General features: G+C 42.4%; 23 protein-coding genes and 1 riboswitch. Of the genes, 14 read left to right on the plus strand and 9 right to left on the minus strand.

Going from position 1 to position 24,203, the window contains the following annotated elements:
• Positions 1-30: 30 nt before the first annotated feature.
• Complete coding sequence (locus LF822_RS18455; RefSeq protein ID WP_253925573.1) at positions 31-3,081, minus strand: efflux RND transporter permease subunit; 3,051 nt, start codon at positions 3,079-3,081, stop codon at positions 31-33.
• 268 nt (positions 3,082-3,349) lie between these two features.
• Positions 3,350-3,394, plus strand: a riboswitch (PreQ1 riboswitch).
• 87 nt (positions 3,395-3,481) lie between these two features.
• Here LF822_RS18455 and queC point away from each other — a divergent pair.
• Genes queC through queE form a run of 3 tightly spaced genes read left to right on the plus strand, consistent with a single transcriptional unit; the run spans position 3,482 to position 5,335 of the window.
• Complete coding sequence (gene queC / locus LF822_RS18460; RefSeq protein ID WP_253925574.1) at positions 3,482-4,147, plus strand: 7-cyano-7-deazaguanine synthase QueC; 666 nt, start codon at positions 3,482-3,484, stop codon at positions 4,145-4,147.
• Positions 4,147-4,614 carry a 6-carboxytetrahydropterin synthase QueD gene (gene queD, locus LF822_RS18465; RefSeq protein WP_253925575.1) on the plus strand — a complete coding sequence of 156 codons (468 nt, stop codon included), beginning with the start codon at positions 4,147-4,149 and terminating at the stop codon, positions 4,612-4,614. The genes queC and queD overlap by 1 nt, the downstream gene beginning before the upstream one ends.
• Complete coding sequence (queE, locus tag LF822_RS18470; protein WP_253925576.1) at positions 4,607-5,335, plus strand: 7-carboxy-7-deazaguanine synthase QueE; 729 nt, start codon at positions 4,607-4,609, stop codon at positions 5,333-5,335. The genes queD and queE overlap by 8 nt, the downstream gene beginning before the upstream one ends.
• 235 nt (positions 5,336-5,570) lie before the next feature.
• Here queE and LF822_RS18475 read toward each other — a convergent pair whose 3' ends face one another.
• Entirely contained in the window at positions 5,571-5,738 is a 168-nt protein-coding gene (locus LF822_RS18475; RefSeq protein ID WP_253925577.1) for a YqaE/Pmp3 family membrane protein, read from the minus strand.
• 20 nt (positions 5,739-5,758) lie between these two features.
• Positions 5,759-6,454, minus strand: a complete 696-nt coding sequence (locus LF822_RS23190) for a phosphatase PAP2 family protein (protein ID WP_253925578.1) — start codon at positions 6,452-6,454, stop codon at positions 5,759-5,761.
• A gap of 297 nt (positions 6,455-6,751) precedes the next feature.
• Here LF822_RS23190 and LF822_RS18485 point away from each other — a divergent pair, with 297 nt between their 5' ends.
• The 9 genes from LF822_RS18485 (at position 6,752) to LF822_RS18525 (ending at position 16,243) form a co-directional block, all read left to right on the plus strand.
• Positions 6,752-7,576 (plus strand): M55 family metallopeptidase, encoded by an 825-nt coding sequence (locus tag LF822_RS18485; RefSeq protein WP_253925579.1) that lies wholly within the window; start codon positions 6,752-6,754, stop codon positions 7,574-7,576.
• A gap of 13 nt (positions 7,577-7,589) precedes the next feature.
• Positions 7,590-8,522 (plus strand): ABC transporter permease, encoded by a 933-nt coding sequence (locus tag LF822_RS18490; protein WP_253925580.1) that lies wholly within the window; start codon positions 7,590-7,592, stop codon positions 8,520-8,522.
• Position 8,523: 1 nt separating this feature from the next.
• A complete protein-coding gene (locus tag LF822_RS18495; RefSeq protein WP_371925961.1) occupies positions 8,524-9,477 on the plus strand; it encodes an ABC transporter permease in 954 nt (317 codons plus the stop codon).
• Between the two features lie 5 nt (positions 9,478-9,482).
• Positions 9,483-10,478: an ABC transporter ATP-binding protein gene (locus tag LF822_RS18500; protein ID WP_253925582.1), complete on the plus strand. Its 996-nt coding sequence runs from the start codon at positions 9,483-9,485 to the stop codon at positions 10,476-10,478.
• A 42-nt stretch (positions 10,479-10,520) separates the two neighbouring features.
• The gene (locus tag LF822_RS18505) at positions 10,521-12,152 is read left to right on the plus strand and encodes a peptide ABC transporter substrate-binding protein (protein WP_253925583.1); all 1,632 of its coding nucleotides are present in this window, start codon (positions 10,521-10,523) and stop codon (positions 12,150-12,152) included.
• 72 nt (positions 12,153-12,224) lie between these two features.
• Entirely contained in the window at positions 12,225-13,145 is a 921-nt protein-coding gene (locus LF822_RS18510) for a S66 peptidase family protein (RefSeq protein ID WP_253925584.1), read from the plus strand.
• Between the two features lie 20 nt (positions 13,146-13,165).
• Complete coding sequence (locus tag LF822_RS18515; RefSeq protein WP_253925585.1) at positions 13,166-14,269, plus strand: dipeptide epimerase; 1,104 nt, start codon at positions 13,166-13,168, stop codon at positions 14,267-14,269.
• Between the two features lie 13 nt (positions 14,270-14,282).
• Positions 14,283-15,230 carry a C40 family peptidase gene (locus tag LF822_RS18520; protein ID WP_253925586.1) on the plus strand — a complete coding sequence of 316 codons (948 nt, stop codon included), beginning with the start codon at positions 14,283-14,285 and terminating at the stop codon, positions 15,228-15,230.
• Entirely contained in the window at positions 15,227-16,243 is a 1,017-nt protein-coding gene (locus tag LF822_RS18525) for an ABC transporter ATP-binding protein (protein ID WP_253925587.1), read from the plus strand. Before LF822_RS18520 ends, LF822_RS18525 begins: the two co-directional genes overlap by 4 nt.
• 40 nt (positions 16,244-16,283) lie before the next feature.
• Here the strand turns inward: LF822_RS18525 and LF822_RS18530 are convergent, their stop codons facing one another.
• The 3 genes from LF822_RS18530 to kduD form a co-directional block, all read right to left on the minus strand.
• Positions 16,284-17,255: an alpha/beta hydrolase family protein gene (locus LF822_RS18530; protein ID WP_253925588.1), complete on the minus strand. Its 972-nt coding sequence runs from the start codon at positions 17,253-17,255 to the stop codon at positions 16,284-16,286.
• 200 nt (positions 17,256-17,455) lie between these two features.
• Positions 17,456-18,289 carry a 5-dehydro-4-deoxy-D-glucuronate isomerase gene (gene kduI, locus LF822_RS18535; protein WP_253925589.1) on the minus strand — a complete coding sequence of 278 codons (834 nt, stop codon included), beginning with the start codon at positions 18,287-18,289 and terminating at the stop codon, positions 17,456-17,458.
• Positions 18,290-18,363: 74 nt separating this feature from the next.
• A complete protein-coding gene (kduD, locus tag LF822_RS18540) occupies positions 18,364-19,119 on the minus strand; it encodes a 2-dehydro-3-deoxy-D-gluconate 5-dehydrogenase KduD (RefSeq protein ID WP_253925590.1) in 756 nt (251 codons plus the stop codon).
• A 213-nt stretch (positions 19,120-19,332) separates the two neighbouring features.
• On the opposite strand from kduD, the gene LF822_RS18545 reads away from it, so the two are divergent.
• Together LF822_RS18545 and LF822_RS18550 are read left to right on the plus strand one after the other, a co-directional pair.
• A complete protein-coding gene (locus LF822_RS18545; RefSeq protein ID WP_253925591.1) occupies positions 19,333-20,319 on the plus strand; it encodes a LacI family DNA-binding transcriptional regulator in 987 nt (328 codons plus the stop codon).
• Between the two features lie 3 nt (positions 20,320-20,322).
• Positions 20,323-21,021, plus strand: a complete 699-nt coding sequence (locus tag LF822_RS18550; protein ID WP_253925592.1) for a rhamnogalacturonan acetylesterase — start codon at positions 20,323-20,325, stop codon at positions 21,019-21,021.
• Here the strand turns inward: LF822_RS18550 and LF822_RS18555 are convergent.
• The 3 genes from LF822_RS18555 to LF822_RS18565 all read right to left on the minus strand — a co-directional run bounded on the left by LF822_RS18555 (position 21,006) and on the right by LF822_RS18565 (position 24,191).
• A complete protein-coding gene (locus tag LF822_RS18555) occupies positions 21,006-21,926 on the minus strand; it encodes an AEC family transporter (protein ID WP_253925593.1) in 921 nt (306 codons plus the stop codon). The genes LF822_RS18550 and LF822_RS18555 overlap by 16 nt on opposite strands.
• Positions 21,927-22,232: 306 nt before the next feature.
• Complete coding sequence (locus LF822_RS18560) at positions 22,233-22,868, minus strand: YesL family protein (protein ID WP_253925594.1); 636 nt, start codon at positions 22,866-22,868, stop codon at positions 22,233-22,235.
• A gap of 30 nt (positions 22,869-22,898) precedes the next feature.
• Positions 22,899-24,191, minus strand: coding sequence for a Gfo/Idh/MocA family protein (locus tag LF822_RS18565; protein WP_253925595.1), 1,293 nt, complete (start codon positions 24,189-24,191; stop codon positions 22,899-22,901).
• Positions 24,192-24,203 lie beyond the last annotated feature (12 nt).

A 24,203-nucleotide genomic window follows, 5' to 3' on the forward strand; every position in this document is an offset into this window, starting at 1 on the left:
TGAAAGTTTCAAGGTTCGGTTTTTGTACGATTAACTTGCCGATTCTCTTTCTTCAACGCTCTCTCCAGACTTTTTCTTTGATTTCCAAAATCGAAGGGGCATATAGGTAAAGAGTCGATATACAGCTGGTATTAAAAACAGTGTAATCACCGTGGCAAATAGCAGCCCTGAAATAATTACAGTAGCCATAGGGGCTTGATAATTCCCTGAAGAGCCCGAAGCTAAAGCCAGTGGAAGCATGCCTGCAGCTGTCGTTAAACTTGTCATAAAGATTGGGCGAATGCGGTTTTTTCCGGCCTCTACTAAAGAACTCTCAACTCCATAGCCCTGTTTTCTTAACTGATTAGTACGGTCAATATAGAGAATAGCGTTATTCAGTACAATTCCTATCAGCATTATGATCCCCATTCCTGACATAATACTCAGTTCGCGCTGGGTGAGGAACAGTCCTAATGTAACACCTACAATTGTCATTGGTATGACAGACATAACAATAAGCGGATGAGCTAAATGGTTAAATTGTACAGCCATTACTAAATACACGAGGAAGATAGCAATACCTAGTATGATCAGCATTTCCTGGACGAGCTCCTGCTGCTGTTCAAGATCTCCAGCAACCGAGAGATTGTATCCAGCCGGGGTCTCAAAATCATCAATGACGCTTTGAACTTCCCGGTTAATGGTTCCTAAATCAGTATCTTCAATATCAGCGGTCAGTGACATAAACCGCTCCCCATTAGAGTGAGTAATTTCGTTTGGGGTTTCAACCTCGACCAATTCTATAAAATTAGAAAGTTTTTCTTCTCCCTCAACTGTTATTACTTCTAAATCGAGCAGCGCAGACTCTGAAGAGGCTGGGTTCTCCCATTTAACTGTAAGAGGAACATTTTCATCGTCTACATTGATCTCTCCAATTGGCATTTCCAGAAAGGCTTGCTCAATGGTCTGTCTAACCTGACTTTCTGATATACCTGCCTCATCTATCGCATCTTCATTTACAGAAATTTCTTGTTCAGTAGATGTTCGTTCATTCGAGCTTGTTACACCAACAATCCCTTCTATTCCTTCAAGCTCTTTCTTGAATTCGTCAGAGATCTCCTGCAGTTCCTCAAATCTTTCTCCCTCAATATTTACCTGTACCGGAGAACCGCCTCCCCCTGCGGACATCATACTCTCTACAGATCGAATCGGCTGGTCTTCTTCCAGTTCTCTTAATGATTTAAGAATTTCTTCATTTATTTCGTCTTGTTCTCGAGTGATTTCCTCGTCTTTCGTCATATTGATCATAGTATAGAACATTCCGCCCATATCAATAACATAGTTTGACTCTACATCCTGAATGTCGGATAACGTCTCATTCATTTCCCGGGCAATATTTTCCCTGTCGTCATTTGTCAAACCCGTGTCTAAGTCTACCATCAATTCTGAATACCGATTAAACATATCCGGCATTATTGTCATAGGCACCTTGGTTATTAAAAATAAAGAACCGATAAACATTAAAGCAAATACGGAGATCACTGCAAGACTGTGACGTTTCTTTCTCACTGTCCAGTCCACAAGCCTGCTGTATTTATTTATGATCCGGCTTTCTTTCTTCGATGCAGCCGGCTTACGCAGTTTAAGGAATTTCTCCGATAATGATGGAATAACTGTGAACGAAACTATAACCGAACTTATTAATGTAATGGCCACCACGACAGACAGCATAATCATAAACTGTCCCGTTTCTCCGCCGAGCAGACCGATAGGCAGGAACACGACAATCGTCGTAAGCATGGAGGCTATTACTGCAGTAGCTACCTCTTTCGTTCCTTCCATTACTGCTTTCATGTCAGCCAGCCCTGCCTCTTTCTTACGGTAAATAGATTCGAGTATTACGATAGAAGAATCCACCATCATCCCTATACCCAATCCGAGCCCGATCAAAGTTAAAATGTTAAAACTGTAATCAAAAAGCCACATCGAAGCAAACGTTAATAAAATAGATGTCGGGATGGAAACTCCTATAATGAACGTCGCCCTTACGCTTCTCAGAAATAAAAGCAGAATAACTATGGCCAAAATACCACCGATTATTATGTTTGAAGTCACCCCGTCAAGAGACTCTTCCACATAATCAGCCTGAGCCACCATTTCGTTAAGCTCAAAACCGTCGATCAGACCTTCATCTCGAATATCCTGAACTTCAGCTCTTACTGCATCCGCCATCTCAATTTGAGTGGCTTCTGATACACGCCCAACTTCTACAAAAAGAAAATCACTCGTTCCATTCTTCCAGACATAAGAGGAGGAATCTGTTGGCTGTAGGCTCACCTCTGCCAGTTCGTCCAGCTCTATAAATCCTTCTTCAGCAGGAATTTCAATATGACTTACTTCTTCTACGCTGTTAAGCTGATCCGTCCATCGTAGTGAAGGAGAGTCACTTTCCTCACTCAGTTCCCCAAGGGTTGCTTCATTATTTGCCTGCTCAATGATCCCCACAACCTGATTAATATCCAGATTCCGATCTGCAAGCTCTTCCGGATCAAACTCAATAGCCACTTCATGTTCAGACTGCCCGGAGACAGCCGCGTCTCTTACTTCCGGGAGACTCTCCAGGCGGGGCTCTAAAACGTCTTCAGCGAAGGCATTCATTTCTTCCGCTTCTCCGCCGGAAATGTCCATATAAAATTCGTAGCCCTGTGTTGTCGCATATTGACCCGCTTCAATATCGTCAATCACATCGTTCTCTGATGCTGTCTGGTTCACAAGTGATTCAACTTCTTTATAAACTTCATCCCCTTCCCCCTGTGAGAAAGTCAACTGAAAGGAACTCCTTCCCATATTTGTAGTGGAACTGATGTCTTCTACACCTTCTACACCCTCCAGCTGCTGCTCTAATGGTGTAGTAATCGACCGTTCTACTTCAATTGCTGCCGTTTCACCTGCATAAATTTCTATGTAAGCTCCATCCATAGTGACGTCCGGCATTAGTTCCTGATCAAGCTTTAGTAAGGAATAGCCGCCAATAAATAAAGTTAAAACAACCATTAACCCCACCAAAATCTTTCTTTCAACAATAAATTCCAGCCACTTCATACTTCGTCCTCCTCATAAATCAAATGAATGATAATTTTGTTATTTTTTACATCACAATCCAATTATAGCCTGTAAATAAATTTTTTTGTTACATATATTTCATAATCTAATCATACCTTCCTCCGTTGAATTAGACACTGATCTGCAGACCTAACTTTTCTAAGACTACAGACTTATATATGTATTTGATTTTTCAATTAGAATAGCTTTCACTGATCTGACAATATGTTATAATGTGCTAAGAAATTAAATATAAGTCTGTTTTTAAGCAGGAGAGGTTCTAGCTACACCCTCTATAAAAAACTAAGGATGGAACTGTACCTTGCCTTAGGTGCGGTTTTTTTATGGTTTTTGGGTTACTGGAATTCTCTTTTTCACGATTGAAAGGGGAATTTTTTGTATGAAGAAAAATAAAGCAGTAGTTGTGTTCAGCGGTGGTCAGGACAGTACGACCTGCCTGTTCTGGGCTCTAAATAAATATGATGAAGTCGAAGCGGTCACCTTTGATTATAACCAGCGTCATAATGAAGAGATTGAAGCAGCTAAAGAGATTGCAAACGATTTAAATATAAAACATCATGTGCTCGATATGTCACTGCTCAGCCAATTGGCGCCAAACGCATTGACACGGCATGATATAGATGTAAAAGACGGAGAAGACGGTGAGCTTCCATCTACGTTCGTCCCTGGGAGAAACCTTCTTTTCCTTTCCTTTGCGGCAATCTTAGCTAAACAAATTGGAGCAAAACATGTAATCACAGGAGTATGTGAAACGGATTTCAGCGGCTACCCTGACTGTCGTGACGTTTTTATTAAGTCACTTAATGTTACGTTAAACCTTTCTATGGATGATGAGTTCGTTGTTCATACTCCGCTTATGTGGCTTGATAAAGCGCAGACCTGGGAATTAGCAGACGAATTAAATGCCTTTGATTACGTACGTGAATATACACTCACCTGCTACAATGGCGTGCGAGGGGATGGCTGTGGGGAATGCCCTGCTTGTAAACTGCGCAGGAACGGTTTAGATGCCTATCTTAAGCAGAAAGCTGAGGTGGCTGAGTAATGTTTGGCTTTACGATTGTAGAGAACTTACAAAAGATTCATGAAGACATTCAAAAGCACGAGCTGAAGTATCACAACAAACGCGTACTTGTAAGTAAAGAATTTACGTTTGATGCGGCGCATCACCTTCATTGCTATGAAGGTAAATGCAAAAACCTGCACGGCCATACGTATAAAGCTGTGTTTGGTATCAGCGGCTACACGGATGACATCGGACTTGTTATTGATTTTGGCGATATTAAGAAGATCTGGAAAGAGCAAATAGAGGTTTATTTGGATCACCGCTATTTAAATGACACTCTTCCTAAGATGAATACTACAGCTGAAAATATGGTGGTCTGGATTTACGAGAAAATGGATAAAGCATTGGTGCAGGAGCGGGAAGATTATCAAGTAGAGTTTGTGAAGCTCTATGAAACGCCGACCAGCTATGCTGAAGTACGCAGGGAGTGGATGAAAAATGAATAGATTCCCGGTACTCGAAATTTTCGGTCCTACAATCCAGGGCGAAGGCATGGTGGTGGGCCGAAAAACTATGTTCGTTCGAACGGCTGGCTGTGATTACAGCTGTGCATGGTGTGATTCCGCTTTTACATGGGACGGCAGTGCGAAAGAAGAAGTACGCCGGATGTCCGCAGAGGAAATCATTCAGGAGCTCCATGAAACAGGAGGAGACAAGTTTGATCATGTGACAATTTCAGGCGGGAATCCGGCTTTATTAAAAAATTTATCCGAGCTCATTAATATGCTTCATGACCAACATGTTGAAGTGGCTCTCGAAACACAGGGAAGTCGTTGGCAGGATTGGTTTGCATCCATTGATGATTTAACCATCTCTCCGAAGCCCCCGAGTTCTCTGATGAAAACAAATTGGACTGTCCTCGACGAAATTATGCAAAAGCTGGCAGAGCACAACCGGCTCTTACACACTAGCTTAAAGGTAGTCATTTTTAACGATGACGATCTTCATTACGCTGAAGAGGTGCATATGCGATACCCTCACATATCTTTTTTTCTTCAAGTAGGGAATGACGATTTAGAAGAGGAACAGCCAGAGCAGCTCGCCTCGGAACTTCTGACCAAATACGAGTGGTTAATTGATAAGGTGATGGACTCAGCAGCGTTGAACCACGTTCGTGTTCTGCCTCAGGTTCATGCTTTATTATGGGGCAATAAACGAGGCGTGTAGGATAAGCATGGATGATAAGTTGGATCGCGGGTATAACTTGATTTTCGCTGATATATTTAAAAATGTAAAAAACGCGGATAAATTCTAACTTTCGCGGATAAAAATAAATGTCAGTACCCTCAAGCATGGCTGATAGAACATCAGGGTTTTTCAACAAGATTTTAAAGATTTTAGACATGAAAAAGACTGTCGAGAACTTTCCCGACAGTCTGAGAAAGCACATTGGGCATTAAGCCTAATGTGCTTTCTTTTTATCATAATGGTCTTTTACTACGACTGCCGCATGAATAGCTCCAGGAACAAAGAAGATCATTGTGAGCAGCAGGTTTAATAAGGCTTTTCCAATTTGTCCTGTCAATAATACAGCTACTGGTGGTAAAAATATAGCTAAAATATAAAGCATATTGTACAACTTCCTTTCTATTAGTTCGTCAGGCTTTTTCTTCGTCCCCGCCAGAGCATAATCTCCAAAGCGGCAATACAGATAAGCAGCCAGGAAAACCCTAACGCCAGTCCTCCTAATATATCCGTTAAGTAATGGACGCTTAAATATACTCGGCTGAGCGAGATTAATAAAATGATTACGATCAGTCCAAGGTTAATCAGCCACTTTGCCGGCTTGGTTAATGGGCTTATTAATATAAGGTAAATTAAGAAGCCATAGAACACAGCCGATCCAGTCGTATGTCCACTTGGAAAACTAAACCCTGTGCCGTCATATTGCTCCAATAAATCCGGTCTTTCTCTGCCAAAGGCTGCTTTCAAGCCTTTAGTCAAAAGACTTATGCCAATCATGCTGACCGCAAAGTAAATAGCAACCCACTTACTGTAAGGGAGAACAAATAGCAAACAGGCAAACAAAATGATCGACATGATTGTAATTACAGTAACTGAACCTGCTTCTGTAATCCATCCCATTGAAGTTGACAGCCACGAAGTCTGGCTGGCATTAACAGCATTTGATGCTGCAGAGTCTACTGCAAATTTCTCCTGTTCTAAAACTTCATCTCCAATTTCCATAAAAAGATAGGCGCCGCTGCCTACTATTAACAATCCAATGACGATTATAATAATCGATGTTTTAGAGAGGTCCGAAACTTTAGTTCCTGAAAATAGCACATCCGGTCCTCCTCAACCTTGAATTAAGCAGTGAACGCGACTATTTATAGCTTAAGCCGCCCACTAAAAATCTATTCCCCAAAAAATTATCTCTAAAACAGAAAAACATCCTCTGAGTACCTCTGTCGGTTAATATGAAAAAACTGGAAACCCGATCACTTCACTGCGTAAAAATCTTTTTCACTATTAAAAGGGTTTTCTTGTCATATTTTTTCAATCCTCATTGCCTTTTTTGTAAAATGTTGATAAAATTATTAGAAAATTACTAATTTTTTATACAGATTGGAGAGCATCGATGTGAAGCTTTATCTATCCGTCGACATGGAAGGCATAACCGGGCTTCCTGACGCGACCTTTGTAGATTCAAACAAACATAACTATGAACGGGCTAGAAAAATAATGACTAACGAAGCCAATGCGGTCATTCAATCTGCATTTGACCTTAATGCCAGTGAAGTTCTTGTCAATGACAGTCATTCGAAAATGAATAACCTGCTGTCAGAGGATCTTCACCCGGAGGCGTTACTCATAACGGGAGATGTTAAACCGTACTCCATGGTCCAAGGACTTGATGCTACCTTTGACGGGGCTGTTTTTCTCGGCTATCATGCCCGTGCCAGTAAGCCTGGCGTAATGTCTCACTCCATGACGTTTGGAGTTCGTAACTTTTACATAAATGAGACAGCTGTAGGTGAACTGGGATTGAATGCATACGTCGCTGGTTATTATGACGTGCCTCTCATTATGGTGGCGGGGGATGATCGTGTAGGGAAGGAAGCACGTCAGCTTATTCCTAACGTGGTTACAACACCTGTAAAAGAGAGCATTTCTAGGTCATCAGTAAAAACATTATCACCAAAAAAGGCCGGGGAACTTCTTCAAGCTAAAACATCCGAGGCTATACATAACCGAAAGAAGATCAGACCGTTAACCCCACCCTCGACACCGACCCTGCGAATAGAATTTACAAACTACGGACAAGCCGAATGGGCCGGTTTAATGCCGGGGACAAAGATAGAGCCTGATTCAACTACAGTTTCGTTTCAGGCGAAAGACATATTAGAAGCCTACCAGGCCATGCTCGTGATGACTGAACTTGCCATGAAGACAACATTTAATTAGGGGGGGAGCATAAATGGCCGCATACATAATGAAGCGCTTTGTTTTAATGGTTGTTACCGTGTTAATCATTGCAACTTTAACCTTTTTTCTAATGAATCTGCTCCCAGGCTCGCCTTTGAACGAAGAGCGGACGACCAATGAATCTGTACAGCAGAATCTTGAAGCTCACTTTAATTTAGACGAGCCTTTGATTGTGCAATATGTACTTTATTTAAAATCAATAGCCACCTTTGACTTCGGTCCATCTATTAAGCAGCCGACAGAAACCGTAAATTCTTTACTCGGCCGCGGTTTCCCAATATCAGCTGAATTAGGAATCTGGACCATATTAACAGCTGTCGTATCTGGAATCACGTTAGGTGTCTTTGCTGCTCTCAGGCATAACGGAATCATTGATTATATCGCTATGACTATCGCTGTGCTCGGCATATCTGTGCCGAACTTTGTACTTGCAACGATGCTTATCCAGGAACTTGCCGTCAATAGAGGGATTTTTCCAGCGGCCACATGGAATTCACCAGCCCATATGGTCCTCCCTATTCTCGCACTGGCCACAGGTCCGATGGCAATTATTGCAAGGCTGACCCGCTCGAGCATGCTTGAGACACTTACGCAGGATTATATAAAAACTGCCCGGGCGAAAGGCCTCTCCCCTGTTAAAGTTATCGTCAAGCACGCACTAAAAAATGCCCTTATGCCAGTCGTAACAATCTTAGGTACTCTTATGGCCGGCATTTTAACCGGAACGTTTGTGATAGAAAAAATATTCGCAATTCCAGGTATGGGTAAATATTTCGTACAAAGCATTAATCAGCGCGACTATCCCGTCATTATGGGGACAACCGTATTCTACAGTGTATTTCTCGTCTTTATGCTGTTTTTAGTCGATATCGCTTATGGACTATTGGATCCAAGAATCAAACTTCATGAGAAAGGAGATGGGTGATATGATCCAGACTGCTAAACAAAAGAAATCAGCACAAGACGAAATTCCGGATGATTGGTTTAAGCCTTTGGAAAAGGATTCAAGCCAGGCAGAGACGGTAGTGCGCCCCTCGCTTTCTTACTGGCAGGACGCATGGAGGAGACTTAGAAAAAACAAGCTGGCAATGTCTGGTCTTATTTTCCTCATCTTTTTAAGTCTGATGTCCATTTTAGGACCAATCTTATCTCCGCACTCTTTATCTGAACAGGTGTTGTCCAATCAAAACCAGGCTCCTTCCGCCACCCACTGGTTCGGCACAGATGATCTTGGCCGGGATGTATTCACCCGTACATGGTACGGAGCGCGTATCTCCTTGTTCGTTGGCTTGATGGCTGCCTTGATCGACTTCTTTATTGGCGTTACATACGGCGGAATTTCCGGCTATAAAGGCGGGCGGACTGACAGCCTGATGATGCGTGTTATTGAAGTATTATATGGACTTCCATATTTACTCGTAGTTATTTTGCTTCTCGTTGTTCTGGGACCAAGCTTGTTAACCATTATAGTCGCCTTAACGGTTACAGGGTGGGTCGGCATGGCACGAATCGTCCGTGGTCAGGTTCTTCAAATTAAGCATAATGAATTTGTGCTCGCTTCCCAGTCTTTTGGAGCAAAGACAAAAAGAATAATACGAAAGAACCTTTTACCAAACACAATGGGTCCCATTATCGTGCAGATGACATTAACCGTACCTACAGCCATTTTTGCTGAAGCTTTCCTTAGCTTCTTAGGGTTAGGAATTCAATCCCCTTTTGCCAGCTGGGGTGTGATGGCTGATGATGCCCTGGGTACTATTTTGTCCGGCCACTGGTGGAGACTGTTCTTCCCTGCTTTTTTCATATCTGCGACGATGTTCGCCTTTAATGTATTGGGCGACGGTCTGCAGGATGCCCTGGATCCGAAGTTAAGGAGGTAACCTCAATGGAAAAAATACTTGATATTAAAGACCTCCACGTTTCCTTCGTTACATACGGAGGCGAAGTCCAGGCTGTGCGTGGAGTCAATTTAGAACTATACAAAGGGGAAACACTCGCCATTGTAGGCGAATCAGGCTGTGGAAAAAGCGTAACAGCTAACAGCATCATGCGGCTGATCCCTTCCCCTCCCGGCAGAATCAAAAAAGGCTCGATTCATTTTAAAGGAGAAGACATGACGAAGCTGTCCAACAAGCAAGTAAGAAAAATCCGCGGTGTAGATATATCGATGATTTTTCAAGATCCAATGACAGCACTGAATCCTACATTAACCATAGGTAATCAGCTGACCGAAGGCTTAAAGCAGCACCGAAAAATCTCTTCAAAACAAGCCAATGATCAAGCGATTGACATGCTGAATCTTGTAGGAATCCCTAACCCTGATGAGCGAATGAAACAATACCCCCACCAATTCAGCGGTGGGATGAGACAGCGGATTGTTATTGCAATGGCATTAATTTGTGAGCCAGAGCTTTTAATTGCAGATGAACCTACCACAGCTTTGGACGTGACCATTCAAGCGCAGATCCTGCAGCTCTTTCAAAAAATCCAGCGGGAAACCGGGGTTTCGATTATATTGATTACACACGATTTAGGGGTAGTAGCCAAAATCGCCAGCCGAATCGCGGTCATGTATGCAGGCAAGGTAATTGAGACGGGAACAAGGCAGGAAATTTTTTACCGGCCCAATCACCCTTATACCCAGGGCTTACTGAATTCTGTTCCGCGGCTGGACCAAAAAGGAGAAAAATTAATTCCTATTGTTGGTACACCTCCTGATTTATTTTCCCCTCCGCAGGGGTGCCCTTTTACCGCCAGGTGTCCAAAAGCCATGGAGGTATGCTCACGTGTTTATCCTTTTCAGACAGAGCTCAGTGAAACCCATGCAGTGGACTGCTGGCTTCAGGATGAAAGGGCTAAAAAATATATAGCTTCAACGTAAGAAAGCGAACACCATTTAAAACTTGAAAGGGGAAGAGAAACAATGAAAAAATGGTTAACCGTTTTGCTTGGCGTTTTACTTGTTGTTGTCTTAGCAGCTTGTACGGCTGATGAAAATGCGGGTGAGGAAGATGGTGGTAACGACAGCGAAGAATCCTCCGGTGATGATACGAGCACACTTCGTTTAAATAACGGGGTCGAGCCGACATCCCTTGATCCTCCCATTGGTTTTGACGCTGCTTCATGGAACGTATTAAATAATCTAATGGAAGGAATGACTCGTCTAAACGAAGAACACGAGCCTGAAGAAGCCACGGCTGAAAACATAGAAGTATCAGAAGATGGCACGGAATATACATTTACAATTCGTGACGATGCCAAATGGTCAAACGGTGATGACGTCACAGCAGAAAACTTTGAATTTGCCTGGAAACGACTTCTAAACCCTGAGACTGCTTCCTCTGCTGCTTTTCTTGGCTACTTTATTGAAGGCGGAGAAGAATTCAACAATGGTGATGGCTCCGAAGATGATGTCATGGTTGAAGCCGTAGACGAAAAAGAGCTTCAAGTGACTCTTACATCTCCGACGAACTATTTCTTAAACATAATCTCTAATCCTGCGTTTTTCCCGATCAACCAGGATGTTGCCGGTGAAGACGAAGAGTGGTATTCCGAAGCAGACAGCTTTGTAGGAAATGGGCCATTTGCACTTGCCGAATGGGAGCATGACAATAATATGGTTCTAGAGAAAAATGAGGAATATTGGGATGCGGATACCGTAGAATTAGAAGAAGTACATTTTGCTATGGTTGATGATTCCAACACCGAATATCAGATGTATGACAGTGGAGAGCTCGACAACTCTGAAATTCCTTCTGATATGGCTGATGAACTGTTGGATAGTGAGGAAGTAACGATTGATGAACAAGCAGGTAACAGCTTCTACCGCTTTAATGTAGAGGAAGAACCTTTTCAAAATGAAAAAATCCGCAAAGCCTTTGCTATGGCTGTTAACCAGGAAGACATCGTTGAATATGTAACGAGAATGGGTGAAGAGCCGGCTTATGGATTTGTGTCTCCAGGGTTCAATGATGCGAATGGAAATGACTTCCGTGAAGAGAATGGAAACCTGGTAGAATTTGACGCTGAAGAAGCGAAACAGCTGCTGGAGGAAGGTATGGAAGAAGAAGGATATGACGAGCTCCCTGAAGTCACTCTCTCATACAACACGGATGATACTAATAAGAGCATCGCTGAAGCCATTCAAGAGATGTACAGCGAAAATTTAGACGTGGATGTCAGCTTGGAGAATACTGAATGGAACGTCTTCCTTGAAGATCAGAAAGCATTAGAGCATCAGCTGTCCAGAAGTTCATTCCTAGCTGACTATGCGGATCCGATCAACTTCTTAGAGAGCTTTACTTCGGATTCTTCGATGAACCGTACAGGCTGGTCTAATGAAGAGTATGATGATCTGATTGCTCAGGCGAAGGAAGAAACTGATGATGAACAGCGCTTTGAACATATGTATGAAGCAGAGAAGATTCTATTTGATGAAATGCCGATTTTCCCTGTTCACTTCTACAACCAAGTATTCCTTCAAAAAGATAACGTAGACGGCATTGTCCGTCATCCTGTAGGATATCTTGAGTTGAAGTGGGCAACGAAAGAATAATATAAGAACAAAGGCGGACCCATACGTATTGTATGGGTTTCCCTTCTTTTTATTAAACGGGAGGAACCATTCATGATTTATCCTAGACGATTAACACCCGGCAATACAGTCGGAGTTATTGCGCCCGCCAGTCCTCCGGATTTATCTAACTTACATAAAGCAATTCCTTTTTTTAATGAGTTAGGGCTTCACGTAAAAATCGCTCCCCACGTATCAAGCACATACGGTTATTTAGCCGGCAGAGATGAGCAGCGGCTTCACGATTTACATTTGATGTTTGCTGATCCGGATGTCGATGCTGTTTTCTGTGCAGGCGGAGGCTTTGGAACGAGCAGAATCGTTGATTCAATTGATTATTCACTCATAAGAAAACACCCTAAGATTTTTTGGGGCTATAGCGATATCACTTTTTTACATACAGCGATCAGGCAGAAAACAGGGCTTGTCACTTTCCACGGTCCCATGCTGAGCTCAGATATAGGGAAAGATGACTTTGATCCGCTTTCAAAATCAATGTTCGCTCAATTATTTCAGCCTACACTCCTTCAATATACAGAATCCATCTCTTCTCTCGAGATTCTATCACCCGGAGAAGCAACGGGCAGACTTGTGGGAGGGAATTTGTCTCTGCTTGTTAATTCAATAGGGTCCGACTATGAAATTGATACAAAGAAACGACTGCTTCTTATAGAAGATGTTGGAGAAGAACCTTACAGGATTGATTCTTTTCTCAGTCAACTCAAGCTTGCCGGCAAGCTTGAAGATGCTTCAGGAATTATCATTGGAGATTTTAAAGATGCAGATCCGAAGAAGAGAGAGGAATCCCTGCTCTTAGATGAAGTACTTGGCCACTATTTTTCGCAGCTGGATTCCCCTGTCATCTCAGGATTTAAAATCGGACATTGTCTGCCCCATTATGCCGTTCCATTGGGAAGCACTGCGTCTATATCAAGCTTGACCAAATCACTGACCATTCAGCCCGGCGTCTCCTGACTGAAGAAAGGAAGAATTCCATGGAAATTCAAACCGTAGATACTTACTCTATAGCCGTTCCACTTCATACTCCCTTTAAAACAGCACTAAGGACGGTAACCGTCGCTGAGTCAATTTATGTAAAAGTTACATGTACAGACGGAACAACCGGCTGGGGAGAAGCACCGCCTACTCATGTCATTACAGGTGAAAGTTTAGCAAGTATTCAATATACGATAGAAAGTATTTTAAAACCTGTGATTTTGGGGAAAAGACTGGTAGAGACAGAGAGATTGTTTGAAATGCTTCATCATGCAGTCGTAGGGAATACGAGTGCAAAAGCCGCTGTAGACATGGCATTATATGACTGCCTGTCACAGTATTGCGGCCTCCCTCTCCACCTATTCCTCGGCGGGTATCATGAATCAATTGAAACGGACTATACAGTGAGCATAAATGAGCCGGAACAAATGGCTTCAGATGCTGCACAATTTGTTTCAAATGGTTTCGATGTATTAAAGATTAAGGTTGGTAAAGATGAAATTGACAAGGACATTAAACGAATTGGTGCTATACGTGAGCGGATAGGTGCGGAACCTTTAATACGTCTCGATGCCAACCAGGGATGGAGCGTAAAGGAATCGATCTTTGCAATACAAAAGATGGAGGATTTGAATTACAACATCGAACTCGTTGAACAGCCGGTAAAAGCATATGACATTGAGGGCCTTAAACAAGTTAAGAATCACACGTTCACTCCCATCATGGCTGACGAAAGTGTCTTTTCAGTACAAGATGCAAGACGTGTTTTACAAACGGAAAGTGCAGATCTTATTAATATTAAGTTAATGAAAGCAGGCGGAATCTATCAAGCATTAAAAATTAACCAGCTTGCAGAAGCATACGGAATCCCTTGTATGGTCGGGAGTATGATTGAAACCAAATTAGGAATCTCAGCCGCAGCTCATCTTGCAGCGAGCCAGAGAAACATTACCAGGTTTGATTTCGACGCTCCACTTATGCTTGGAGCGGATCCCTTACAAGGTGGAATCGACTATAAAGGGCGTCATATCACTTTTTCTTCAAATCACGGGTTAGGGATTGAAAATATTCAATTAGATAGTATTCTTTCAAAACAAACATGAGGAGGCACACATAATGTCACAAGCTGAAGCAACACGTACCACATGGGTAGTCCAAGTCCCAGTCGCGACTGTCTGGACCTCACAGGACTCTCCTCGCAATATAGATTTACCAGGTGTATCTAACCCTACGAAAATTAAAGAATGGTTAGACAGCTTGACCTATGAAACAAGTTTAGCTTTAAGCGATAAAAATTTAGTCCAATCCCAGCTTTTATATGGTGAAGAAGTGATTGTTGATCATATTCAAGGGAAATGGGCCAGCGTCGTCATCCCTACCCAGCCTTCCCTAAAAGATGAGCGCGGTTACCCAGGATATGTTCCAATTGATCAGCTTATCGAAGTCCCGGAACATGAATGGATCGGACAGGGCGTTGCCGTAGTAAACAAGAATACGACGCTTCTTATTGATGATCAAGGCGAGCCGATGTTTGATATCAGTTATCTTACCTCCCTGCCTGCTCTTGCCCACGAAGATAAATTTATTAAGGTACGTACTCCTCACGGCACCGGATTTGTCCCCGAACAGGATGTTTCCGTTTATCCTTCCAAAGAAGACATCCCTAGAGGAGATGGGGCTGCAATTCTGAAAGCGGGAGAAACCTTTGTGGACCTCCCTTATTTCTGGGGCGGTATGAGCTCTTATGGATATGACTGTTCAGGCTTTGCTTACAACATGCATAAAGCAAATGGGTATCAAATTCCGAGAGATGCCACGGATCAGGCTGTCTCTGGAGAAAAGATAGAATTAAACCAAATAGAGCCGGGCGATCTGTTATTCTTCGCTCATAATCACGGCAGCGGCAATATCCATCACGTCGGCATTTACTATGGAGATGGGAAAATGATCCACTCTCCTAAAACAGGAAAAAATGTAGAAATTATCGACTTAAAAGGAACGATTTATGAAAGTGAGTTATGCTCGGCCAGGAGGTATTGGAAAGAAGCGGAGGATCAAAGATGAAAGAAGAAAAAGCGTTGCAGGTCCGTAATTTAAAAAAGCATTTTAATTTAGGAAAAGACAGGACTCTTAAAGCAGTGGATGGAGTCAGCTTTGATATTTATAAAGGGGAAACCTTTGGCCTTGTAGGTGAATCAGGTTGTGGCAAATCAACAGCCGGCCGCACCATTATGAATCTTTATAAACGCACAGATGGGGAAGTTTTATTTAATAATAAAAACGTTCATGAGCTGTCAGTTAGTGAAGATTTTCAGTTAAAGAAACAAATGCAGATGATTTTCCAGGACCCTTACGCTTCTTTGAATCCACGCTCCACAGTAGCTGACATCATCTCTGAGCCGATGATTATTCACCAGCTCTATAAAACAGAAAAAGAGCGTATGGCTCGAGTTTACGAGTTACTGGAGGAAGTAGGACTGAATCGTGACCACGCGAACCGTTACCCTCATGAATTCAGCGGCGGGCAGCGACAGCGTATTGGCATTGCCCGTGCACTCGCATTAGACCCTGATTTAATCATTGCGGACGAACCCATATCTGCTCTTGATGTATCCGTTCAGGCTCAGGTCGTCAATCTGCTTGAACGTCTGCAGGAAGACAAAGGTCTCACCTACCTGTTTATTGCTCACGACCTCTCAATGGTTCAGCATATTTCCGACCGCATCGGGGTTATGTATTTAGGCCATATGATGGAGCTTACAAGCAGTGCACAGCTGTACGATAAGCCGCTTCACCCTTACACACAGGCTCTCTTATCAGCGATCCCAATACCCGATCCTGATATTGAAGACAGCCGGGAACAGGTTATTATTGAAGGCGAAATTCCAAGTCCTATCGACCCGCCGAGTGGGTGTGTATTTCGAACACGGTGTCCACTTGCCATGGAAGCATGTGCTGAGATTAAGCCGTTATGGCAGGAAGTAGAAGAAGAGCATTATGTAGCCTGTCATCTGTACAATGAGGAGATAAAAGATAAAACACCCATAAAAAATCAACCTAATTTAATATCGAATTAAAGAACAACACCGGCCCTTGCATAGCAGAAGGCCGGTGTTTCTATTTCAACTGGCACCTTAACCACTCAAACGCTTCACGCCCACTTACTTCATGCCCGCCATGAAAGAAATCCTTTGAAAAATTCTCTTTGACATCAAGTTCTTCATAGATCATTTCTAACCTGTAAACCGCTTCTCCTGCGGGCTCCAATGGAAAAACTTTATCCTTCATACCAGCTTCAATAAAAAGAGGTCTCGGAGCAATTAAGCCAATTAACTCCGGCATTTCCCCTACTCGCAATAAACCAGGAATGTAATTATCTATACAATGCCTCGTATGCAGGATGCTCCCTTTAAATGTATTAACAAACCCGCTTAAAACTGTAGCTTTCACCCTTTCATCCAGAATCGAAGTAAGCGCAGCTATTAAACCTCCCCCAGAAAATCCCACTGCCCCAATATGTTTTTTTTCCACATCTGCCTGCTCTTTAATATAATCGAGAACACATTCCGCTTCACTTACCCGTATTCCCGCTAACGTTTTTCCATTCATTAGTAAGTTTACAGCCAGTGTATAACAGGAATTAGCTTCTCCGCTGTTTTTATCCCCAGTAAGCCTGCGCTCACCAAACCCAATCACTTCCGGCACAAAAACTTTAAATCCCTTATTCACTAAACTTAAAGCAAAATTGCGGTGAGGGGTGGGCTCTTCTAAGTTTCCTACCATTTCTGAAAATCCTTTGCCATGGCCATGTAAAGCTAATACTGCCGGATATTTTCGATTACATGAAGCTGGAGCTTTAGGTGTCAGAACATATATCACCGTATCTAACCCATCAACTGTCGGAATCTGCACCAGCTCTCGTTCATATTTATCGAATGTCACGTGTTCGAGTTGTTTTATTGCGTTTTTAGTTTTATCAAAAGAACCTAACGCATTCTTTAAATCTCTAAGCATTTCCCTTTTATTAAAAGTTTTACGTTTCAGCGTTTCTTCATACAGTCTATTTAGATACCGATCAACGCTTTCCACTATTCCCCTCCTCTTATGGGCGGTATTTTATAATTTATGGGCGATAATGAAAATTTATGGCGAAACGTGAATTTTATGGGCGAATCTAGTAATATATGGGCCAATAACACGCTTTTATGGGCATTCCTTCCCCCGCCTTCTGTCTGCAGATACAAAAAACCGGTTCAACAAACAGTATTCTGCTGTTGAACCGGCTGACTTTATTTAAGGTTTTCCATTTTCACATGGTCCATATCAGTAAAAGTGTAATTCTCACCCGCCATCGCCCAAATGAAGGTATAGTTATTCGTTCCTACACCTGAATGGATCGACCAAGGAGGTGATAAAATGACCTGCTCATTTTTAACGACCATGTGGCGTGTATCGTCTGGTTTGCCCATGAAGTGGAAGACACGAGAATCGTCATCCATATCAAAATAAAGATAGGCTTCCATACGGCGGTCGTGCACGTGAGGCGGCATCGTGTTCCACATGTTGTTTGGAGCCAGCAGCGTCATTCCCATCATCAGCTGACAGCTTTGCAGACCGTCTTCATGGATGTACTTGTAAATCGTACGGTTGTTGGATTCTGCATCAGAACCGAGCTTCGTCGGCGTCGCATCCTCAATAGGGAGTTTTTTAGTCGGATATTGTTTATGTGCCGTCGCAGAGGCTAAATAAAACCTTGCCGGCTTTGAAGCATCGACGCTTTCTAATGTTACTTCTTTATTTCCCAGCCCAACGTATAAACAGTCGCGCTTATTTAAGTCATAACTTTCCCCATCCACCGTTACTCTTCCTTTTCCGTCAGAGATGTTAATAATTCCTACTTCTCTTCTCTCTAAAAAGAATTCTGTTTTCAAGGTTTCCTGATCTTCAAGTTTTAATGGTTTCACTGTAGGCACTGCGCCTCCTGTAATGACACGGTCATAGTGGGAGTACACCATGTTCAGCTCGCCTTCCACAAACAGTGATTCTACCAGAAACTCGCTTCGTAATCGTTCCCCATCATAATTTTTAAAATCTGTTGGATTTGTTGCATATCTTACTTCCATGTTCATTCTCCTCTCGTTTTTTAACTTTATAAAAATGACCTTTTACTTTATTTTAGATTATCAGTCCCATGTACCTAAGAGCTCATCCATCCTCCGTCAACATTTAACACATGTCCGTTCACATAATCAGAAGCATCGGAGGCTAAGAAAACGGCAGCCCCCTGAAGGTCTTCAGGCGTCCCCCACCTGCCTTGTGGAATACGCGACGTGATGTAGGCATTGCGGGATTCGTCTTCTCTTATAGGTGCTGTGTTGTCTGTTGCCATATACCCTGGTGCAATAGCATTTACGTTAACTCCTTTGCTGGACCATTCATTCGCTAATGATTTAGTCAGTCCTGCAACGGCATGTTTACTGGCTGTATAAGCTGGAACCTTCAATCCTCCCTGATAGGAGAGCATAGAAGCTATGTTTATGATCTTACCGGACTGATTTTCAAGCATATGCTTTCCAATTTCACGACTTAATTGAAAAACAGCGTGCTGATTAACGTTAATGACGTCGAACCAATCATCGTTTGAAAAATTTTCTGCCTCAGAACGGCGGATAATACCTGCATTATTTACGAGGACATCTACCCTGCCTTTAACAGCAATTGCATCAGCAGCAAGTTTCTCAGCTGCATCTTCTTTGCTTAAGTCAGAAATAAGTTCGTAAAAAGTCCCGCCGGCGGCTTCGACTTCTTTTCTGGTATTTTCAAGACTTCTCGTTCCTACTCCGATGATGTCAGCTCCTGCTTTGGCAAGTCCTACCGCAATACCCTGACCCAGACCCCGGCTTGCTCCGGTAACGAGTGCCGTTTTACCTTCTAAAGAAAATAATGAATTCATTTGTTTAAACGCCTCCTCCACTACTTTTATTACACTTTGTCATGTATGGATTTGCTTCTGAATAACAACGTTGTTATTATTGTAAATGTAAAGGCTTTCTTTGTCAACGCAGAACCTGTTAAATATTAAATTATCTAATGAATAACAAATAAAAACAACGTTGTTTTTATTTCATTGATTTACTATAATTGAGAAAAAAGATGGAGGTCGACTATGGGGGTAACTATAAAGGATATCGCTAAATCTGCAGGAGTCAGCTACTCTACAGTATCTAAAGCGTTAAGAGACAGTCCGCTTGTAAAAGAACCAACGAAAACAAGAATTATTGAGATTGCAAAGCAGCTGGGCTATCAGCCTAATGTTGCTGCACGCAGTTTAGTATCAAAGAAATCCAATACAATTGGTGTTGTCTGGCCTACGATTGAAAGGGTCACTCATTCTGCGTTAATTACCGGCCTGAATAAACAATTAGAACAGCTTTCCTATACTACTCTCATTTCCATTAATGAGATGGAGTTTGCCATTAATACATTTAACCGTTATCAGGTGGATGCAATTGTTGCATTCGATGATCGTAATTCTAAAGAACCGGCTAATTCTACAGTTCCAATTGTTACGTATGGTATTGCACATGACCAATCCCCCTTCCCAACCGTGGACGTAAACCGCAGACAAGCCATTCGTTCAGCGGTGCAATACTTTATGTCAATCGGTCATAAGAGGATCTGCTATGTAGGTGATCTTCTGCAGGAAGATCGTCTGCAGGAGGAGAAAGTTAATGGATTTAAGCAGGCGGTCAAGTCTTTTGGTTTAGATCCATATTATTCGCGTGTCGTATCTGTTTCAGATCTCGAGCAATATGATGGCTATGAAGCTACGAAAAAGCTGCTTAAAGACCGGGAGCCGCCGACAGCTGTTATTAGCGGAAGTCACGATTTATCTAAAGGGATTTTACGGGCTGTTTATGAAAGTGACCTCTCAATTCCTCATGATATTTCGATCATCAGCTACGATAATATCCCAGCTACCGAAAACTTTGAAGTTCCATTATCTACCGTGGGTGTCCCACTTCAGCTTATTACCGAAAAACTTGCTGAAGTGTTAATGGATGTAATTAACGGGGAAGAAACGGAAAAAAGAATATTTCTTGAACCAGAGTTAAAAATTACTGAATCATGTCAACCAATCAATGGAGGTTAATTCATGGATAAAATAGAAATTTATTTAGCAGGGGACTCTACTGTAGCCGACCATGAACCAGCCAGCTCTCCCCAAGCTGGGTGGGGACAGCTTCTCCCTCAATTTTTTACGAATGAGGTTTCTATATGTAACAAAGCAGTCAACGGCAGAAGCTCAAAAAGCTTCATTCACGAAGGACGTCTTTCAGCCATCTCTGAACAGCTGAGCAGCGGAGATTACCTTTTTTTTCAATTTGGTCATAATGACAGTAAGCCTGATGAAGCACGCCATACAGAGCCTTTTTCTTCTTACCGGCACTATCTTCTAAAATATATTGAGACCGCTAGAGCTAATGATGCTGTACCTGTTCTTATCACACCTCTTCAACGACGTAAGTTTACTCCTGACGGCTGTCTTTATGAAACGTATGAAGACTATCCAGAGGCTGCGAGACAGCTTGCCAGCGAACAAGGGGTTCATCTGATCGATTTAACAGAACAATCCACGAAGCTGCTCCTTAACCTCGGTCCAGAAAAAGCAAAACAGCTGTTTATGTGGCTTGATAAAAATTCCTCCCCTCATTACCCAGACGGAGTCCGGGATGATACTCACCTCAACAAAGATGGAGCAAAAGAAGTAGCGGAAATAGTAGTCGGGGCTGTTGCAAGACTGCCCATCCGTTTAGCCGATCATGTGAGACTTCCCCATCAAAAGAGCAATTGAGAGAAATAGATAGTAAGAGTAACCGTAAACATACTAAAGATCGTAGAGGCTAAAACAATCTGTGCCGCTAGTTCCGGTTCATTTCGATATTCCTGTGAGATGATCGCACTGTTAACGGAGCTCGGCATGCCTGATGAAATAAGCAGCGCCTGGGCAAGCATCCCGTCATATTGCAGCATCCAAATAATCAGCACCGCTAAGGCTGGTCCGAGAATCAGCCTGATTATAATGCTTAAATATACAATAAGCAGCTTAAACTTAAACGTAAGCTGGGCCACCTGGGCGCCCAGTGTAATGAGTGCAATCCCCACCATCGCATCAGCAATATACTCTCCAGGCTTAATAATAAACTCCGGGACTTGAGCGTTACTCACATTTAGAAGAATACCTGCAGCCATCGCATAAATAGCCGGCATTTTTAACAGCCCTATCAGTGCACGCAGCTTCCCTTCTTCCACTGCTCTTAAAGAAAACACTCCGAAAGTGTAGGAAAATACATTCTGCAATGTCATCACTATGACTTGAATGGTAGCGGCGAAAGGATCCTGTTTAAATGCTAAATCGTTAACAGGGATGCCGTAGTTCCCCGAGTTATATAGCAATACACTATTCGCAAATACCCCTCTAATACTTTTTTTATACCTGCCTGCTCTTGCAACAAGCTGAACAACGACATATAAAAAAGAGATAAATATGGCAAAAAATAAAATGACCTGCCCGAGCAGATCAATAGAAAAGGAAGACTCGTACAAGTTAACCAGCACGAAACCAGGGCTGAGAAAATAAATATTCAGCTTCGCAAGAGTAAACAAATCAAGTTTAAACGCTTTATGCATAAGGGCGCCAATCCCTATTAAAATGAAGACAGGTATTATAATGTTAAGAAAAATAAATAGAATTTCCATATTCGTTCACCCCGCAATAGTAGCTTCTAATTAAATAAACAAGGTCCTCAAATTTCGAGGACCCTCAGTCTGTTGGGAAAGTCTCTTCATCTATTATAATAGATATTAATAGTAGCTTACTCCTTTTTCTGCATTATTTTAAACGACAATCATCCTCGACCTCTCTGCACCTCCCGCAGTACGCCTCCCATTATTGTAAAATGAACAATAATATCCAGACAGAACGTATAAAAAATGCTTGCCGAGAAACGAGGAGTTTCTCCGCAAGCTGATGGTCCTTACGTTTAATGGACCTTGTGTTCTGCATTAAGCTGCTTCAGCCGTCACATTCACTTCTTCGATGTTCTCAAAACACTTTAAGGCCATCCACATATTTAAGTGCGCAAAGATCGTAAATCCAAAGATCGGAATAAACCCGGGAAACGAGATAAAGAAGTAATACGTGGAAACGCTCGTAATGATCATAAGAAGCAGACTGCTGGGCTTTAAGAATCCGATAAATAAGGCTTGCTTGATCGCTTGTGTGACCTTCAAATCATAATGAACATATACGGGAAGGATATACGTAAGGACAATTAGAAACGTTAAACAGCAAACTAACGCCACGGTAGACATAAAGTCATAGAATCCACCTTCAAATTGTCTAAAGAAATGCAGATCATAAAAGCACACTACACCGATCAGAGTTAAGATGAGTACCAGACCATTAGCTCGGAAGAATTCTTTTTTGAACGTTTTGAAAAATGTTTTGACTAAAGGGAACTCTGATTCACCTCTGGCTGCTTTTCTTGACACCGTGTATAAAGCGATCGTACTTGGAGCAATTCCAAAAACCACTCCTCCCAGTAATGTACATCCGATCCACATTAAATTAAGCAGAGCAAAGTGTGTGATCCAGTTACATAAGGCGAGAACCCCTGTTAGTAAACGTCCTGCGTTCATCATAATACCTCCTAGGCAAAGCCGGCAAAATCAGCTGCTGTATGACGGCTCATGCAGTAATTGTTCAATATTAATCGGCTGCTTTTCTTTCACGGACCTCCAGACGGCTTCTCCAGTTGTAACTGCATAAGCTCCATCTTCACTACCGGATAGCACACGGTACGGCCTTGAAGGATCTTCCCCCATAAAGAGATCCTCCTGTATAATCGGGTCTCCGCCTCCGTGTCCTCCTTCCTGCTTCAACACGTGAATGGTTTCCTTTGAACCAAATAAAGGAAAGTATTCAACGGTCTGTTCAGGTACTGGAAATGGAACCCGTGAAGGGGCATGAAATTCGGTTGTTTCTATTCTTCCTTTTGTACCATTAATCGCCAGCCTGTAACCTTCGTAAGGGAGCGAGAAATTAATCGAATAACTTAACAAAGCCCCTTTATTGTATTGAATTGTTGCCGTGTACGTATCTTCAATCTCAATTTCAGAGTCAAATACACATTGATCAGGACGATAGTTTGTATATCCATCTTTCCTTGCTTCGTCAGAATCAATATGATCATCTTTAACAACTGCACTGTTGCTTCTCGAATTCCACCTCGTATAGTACGAACAGTTATGCTTAACATGACAAGTCTTACAATGGCGTCCATCAACCTTCGCAGGGTTAAGCTCGCTTTCAGAGCCGTAATAGTTCAAAGCTCCAAAGGCAAATACCTGCACTGGCTTCTGATCTAACCACCAATTAATTAAATCAAAATGGTGGGAGGATTTATGAATGGATAGACCGCCTGAGAATTCTCTCATTCGATTCCAGCGCTGAAAGTAACTGGAACCGTGATAAGTGTCGATATACCAGTTCAAATCCACCGACGTGACCCGGCCAACTTTTCCAGAGGCCACAAGCTCTTTAATTTTCATGTGATAAGGACTATAACGATAGTTAAATGTTACGGTTACTTTTCCTCTGCTGTTCTGCTCTGCTTCCATCACCCGCCGGCTGTCGTATGCTGTTGTTGTCATCGGCTTCTCTGTAATAACGTCAAGATCATGTTCAAGTGCCTTAATAATGTATTCCACATGAGTGTCATCCCGGCTGGCGACAATAATAACATCAGGGTTTGTTTCATTTACCATTTTTTCAAATTCAGCTGCACTAAATTCAGGTACATGCTCGATCTCTGGGAAAGCAGATTTACACACTGCAAAACGCTTTGAATCATGATCGAGAAGCCCGACAAGCTTGCTTGTAGCCCGAAATGTATCAACCATTGGACGAATAAACATGTCATTGGCACGCTTACTTACTCCACAAACCGCAAATTTCCTCATGATTCCAACTCC

The organism is Halobacillus sp. A5 (assembly GCF_024189315.1).
Taxonomy (GTDB): domain Bacteria; phylum Bacillota; class Bacilli; order Bacillales; family Halobacillaceae; genus Halobacillus_A.

What these genes read in the sequence shown, in the direction of transcription:
- queC (WP_253925574.1), top strand. Translation starts at nt 3,482, where the DNA reads ATGAAGAAAAATAAAGCAGTAGTTGTGTTCAGCGGTGGTCAGGACAGT.
- LF822_RS18520 (WP_253925586.1), top strand. Translation starts at nt 14,283, where the DNA reads ATGTCACAAGCTGAAGCAACACGTACCACATGGGTAGTCCAAGTCCCA.
- kduI (WP_253925589.1), bottom strand. Translation starts at nt 18,289, where the DNA reads ATGGAAGTAAGATATGCAACAAATCCAACAGATTTTAAAAATTATGAT.
- LF822_RS18555 (WP_253925593.1), bottom strand. Translation starts at nt 21,926, where the DNA reads ATGGAAATTCTATTTATTTTTCTTAACATTATAATACCTGTCTTCATT.
- LF822_RS18515 (WP_253925585.1), top strand. Translation starts at nt 13,166, where the DNA reads ATGGAAATTCAAACCGTAGATACTTACTCTATAGCCGTTCCACTTCAT.
- LF822_RS18510 (WP_253925584.1), top strand. Translation starts at nt 12,225, where the DNA reads ATGATTTATCCTAGACGATTAACACCCGGCAATACAGTCGGAGTTATT.
- kduD (WP_253925590.1), bottom strand. Translation starts at nt 19,119, where the DNA reads ATGAATTCATTATTTTCTTTAGAAGGTAAAACGGCACTCGTTACCGGA.
- queD (WP_253925575.1), top strand. Translation starts at nt 4,147, where the DNA reads ATGTTTGGCTTTACGATTGTAGAGAACTTACAAAAGATTCATGAAGAC.
- LF822_RS18550 (WP_253925592.1), top strand. Translation starts at nt 20,323, where the DNA reads ATGGATAAAATAGAAATTTATTTAGCAGGGGACTCTACTGTAGCCGAC.
- LF822_RS18495 (WP_371925961.1), top strand. Translation starts at nt 8,524, where the DNA reads ATGATCCAGACTGCTAAACAAAAGAAATCAGCACAAGACGAAATTCCG.
- LF822_RS18500 (WP_253925582.1), top strand. Translation starts at nt 9,483, where the DNA reads ATGGAAAAAATACTTGATATTAAAGACCTCCACGTTTCCTTCGTTACA.
- LF822_RS18490 (WP_253925580.1), top strand. Translation starts at nt 7,590, where the DNA reads ATGGCCGCATACATAATGAAGCGCTTTGTTTTAATGGTTGTTACCGTG.
- queE (WP_253925576.1), top strand. Translation starts at nt 4,607, where the DNA reads ATGAATAGATTCCCGGTACTCGAAATTTTCGGTCCTACAATCCAGGGC.
- LF822_RS18560 (WP_253925594.1), bottom strand. Translation starts at nt 22,868, where the DNA reads ATGAACGCAGGACGTTTACTAACAGGGGTTCTCGCCTTATGTAACTGG.
- LF822_RS18565 (WP_253925595.1), bottom strand. Translation starts at nt 24,191, where the DNA reads ATGAGGAAATTTGCGGTTTGTGGAGTAAGTAAGCGTGCCAATGACATG.
- LF822_RS18505 (WP_253925583.1), top strand. Translation starts at nt 10,521, where the DNA reads ATGAAAAAATGGTTAACCGTTTTGCTTGGCGTTTTACTTGTTGTTGTC.
- LF822_RS18475 (WP_253925577.1), bottom strand. Translation starts at nt 5,738, where the DNA reads ATGCTTTATATTTTAGCTATATTTTTACCACCAGTAGCTGTATTATTG.
- LF822_RS18545 (WP_253925591.1), top strand. Translation starts at nt 19,333, where the DNA reads ATGGGGGTAACTATAAAGGATATCGCTAAATCTGCAGGAGTCAGCTAC.
- LF822_RS18455 (WP_253925573.1), bottom strand. Translation starts at nt 3,081, where the DNA reads ATGAAGTGGCTGGAATTTATTGTTGAAAGAAAGATTTTGGTGGGGTTA.
- LF822_RS18525 (WP_253925587.1), top strand. Translation starts at nt 15,227, where the DNA reads ATGAAAGAAGAAAAAGCGTTGCAGGTCCGTAATTTAAAAAAGCATTTT.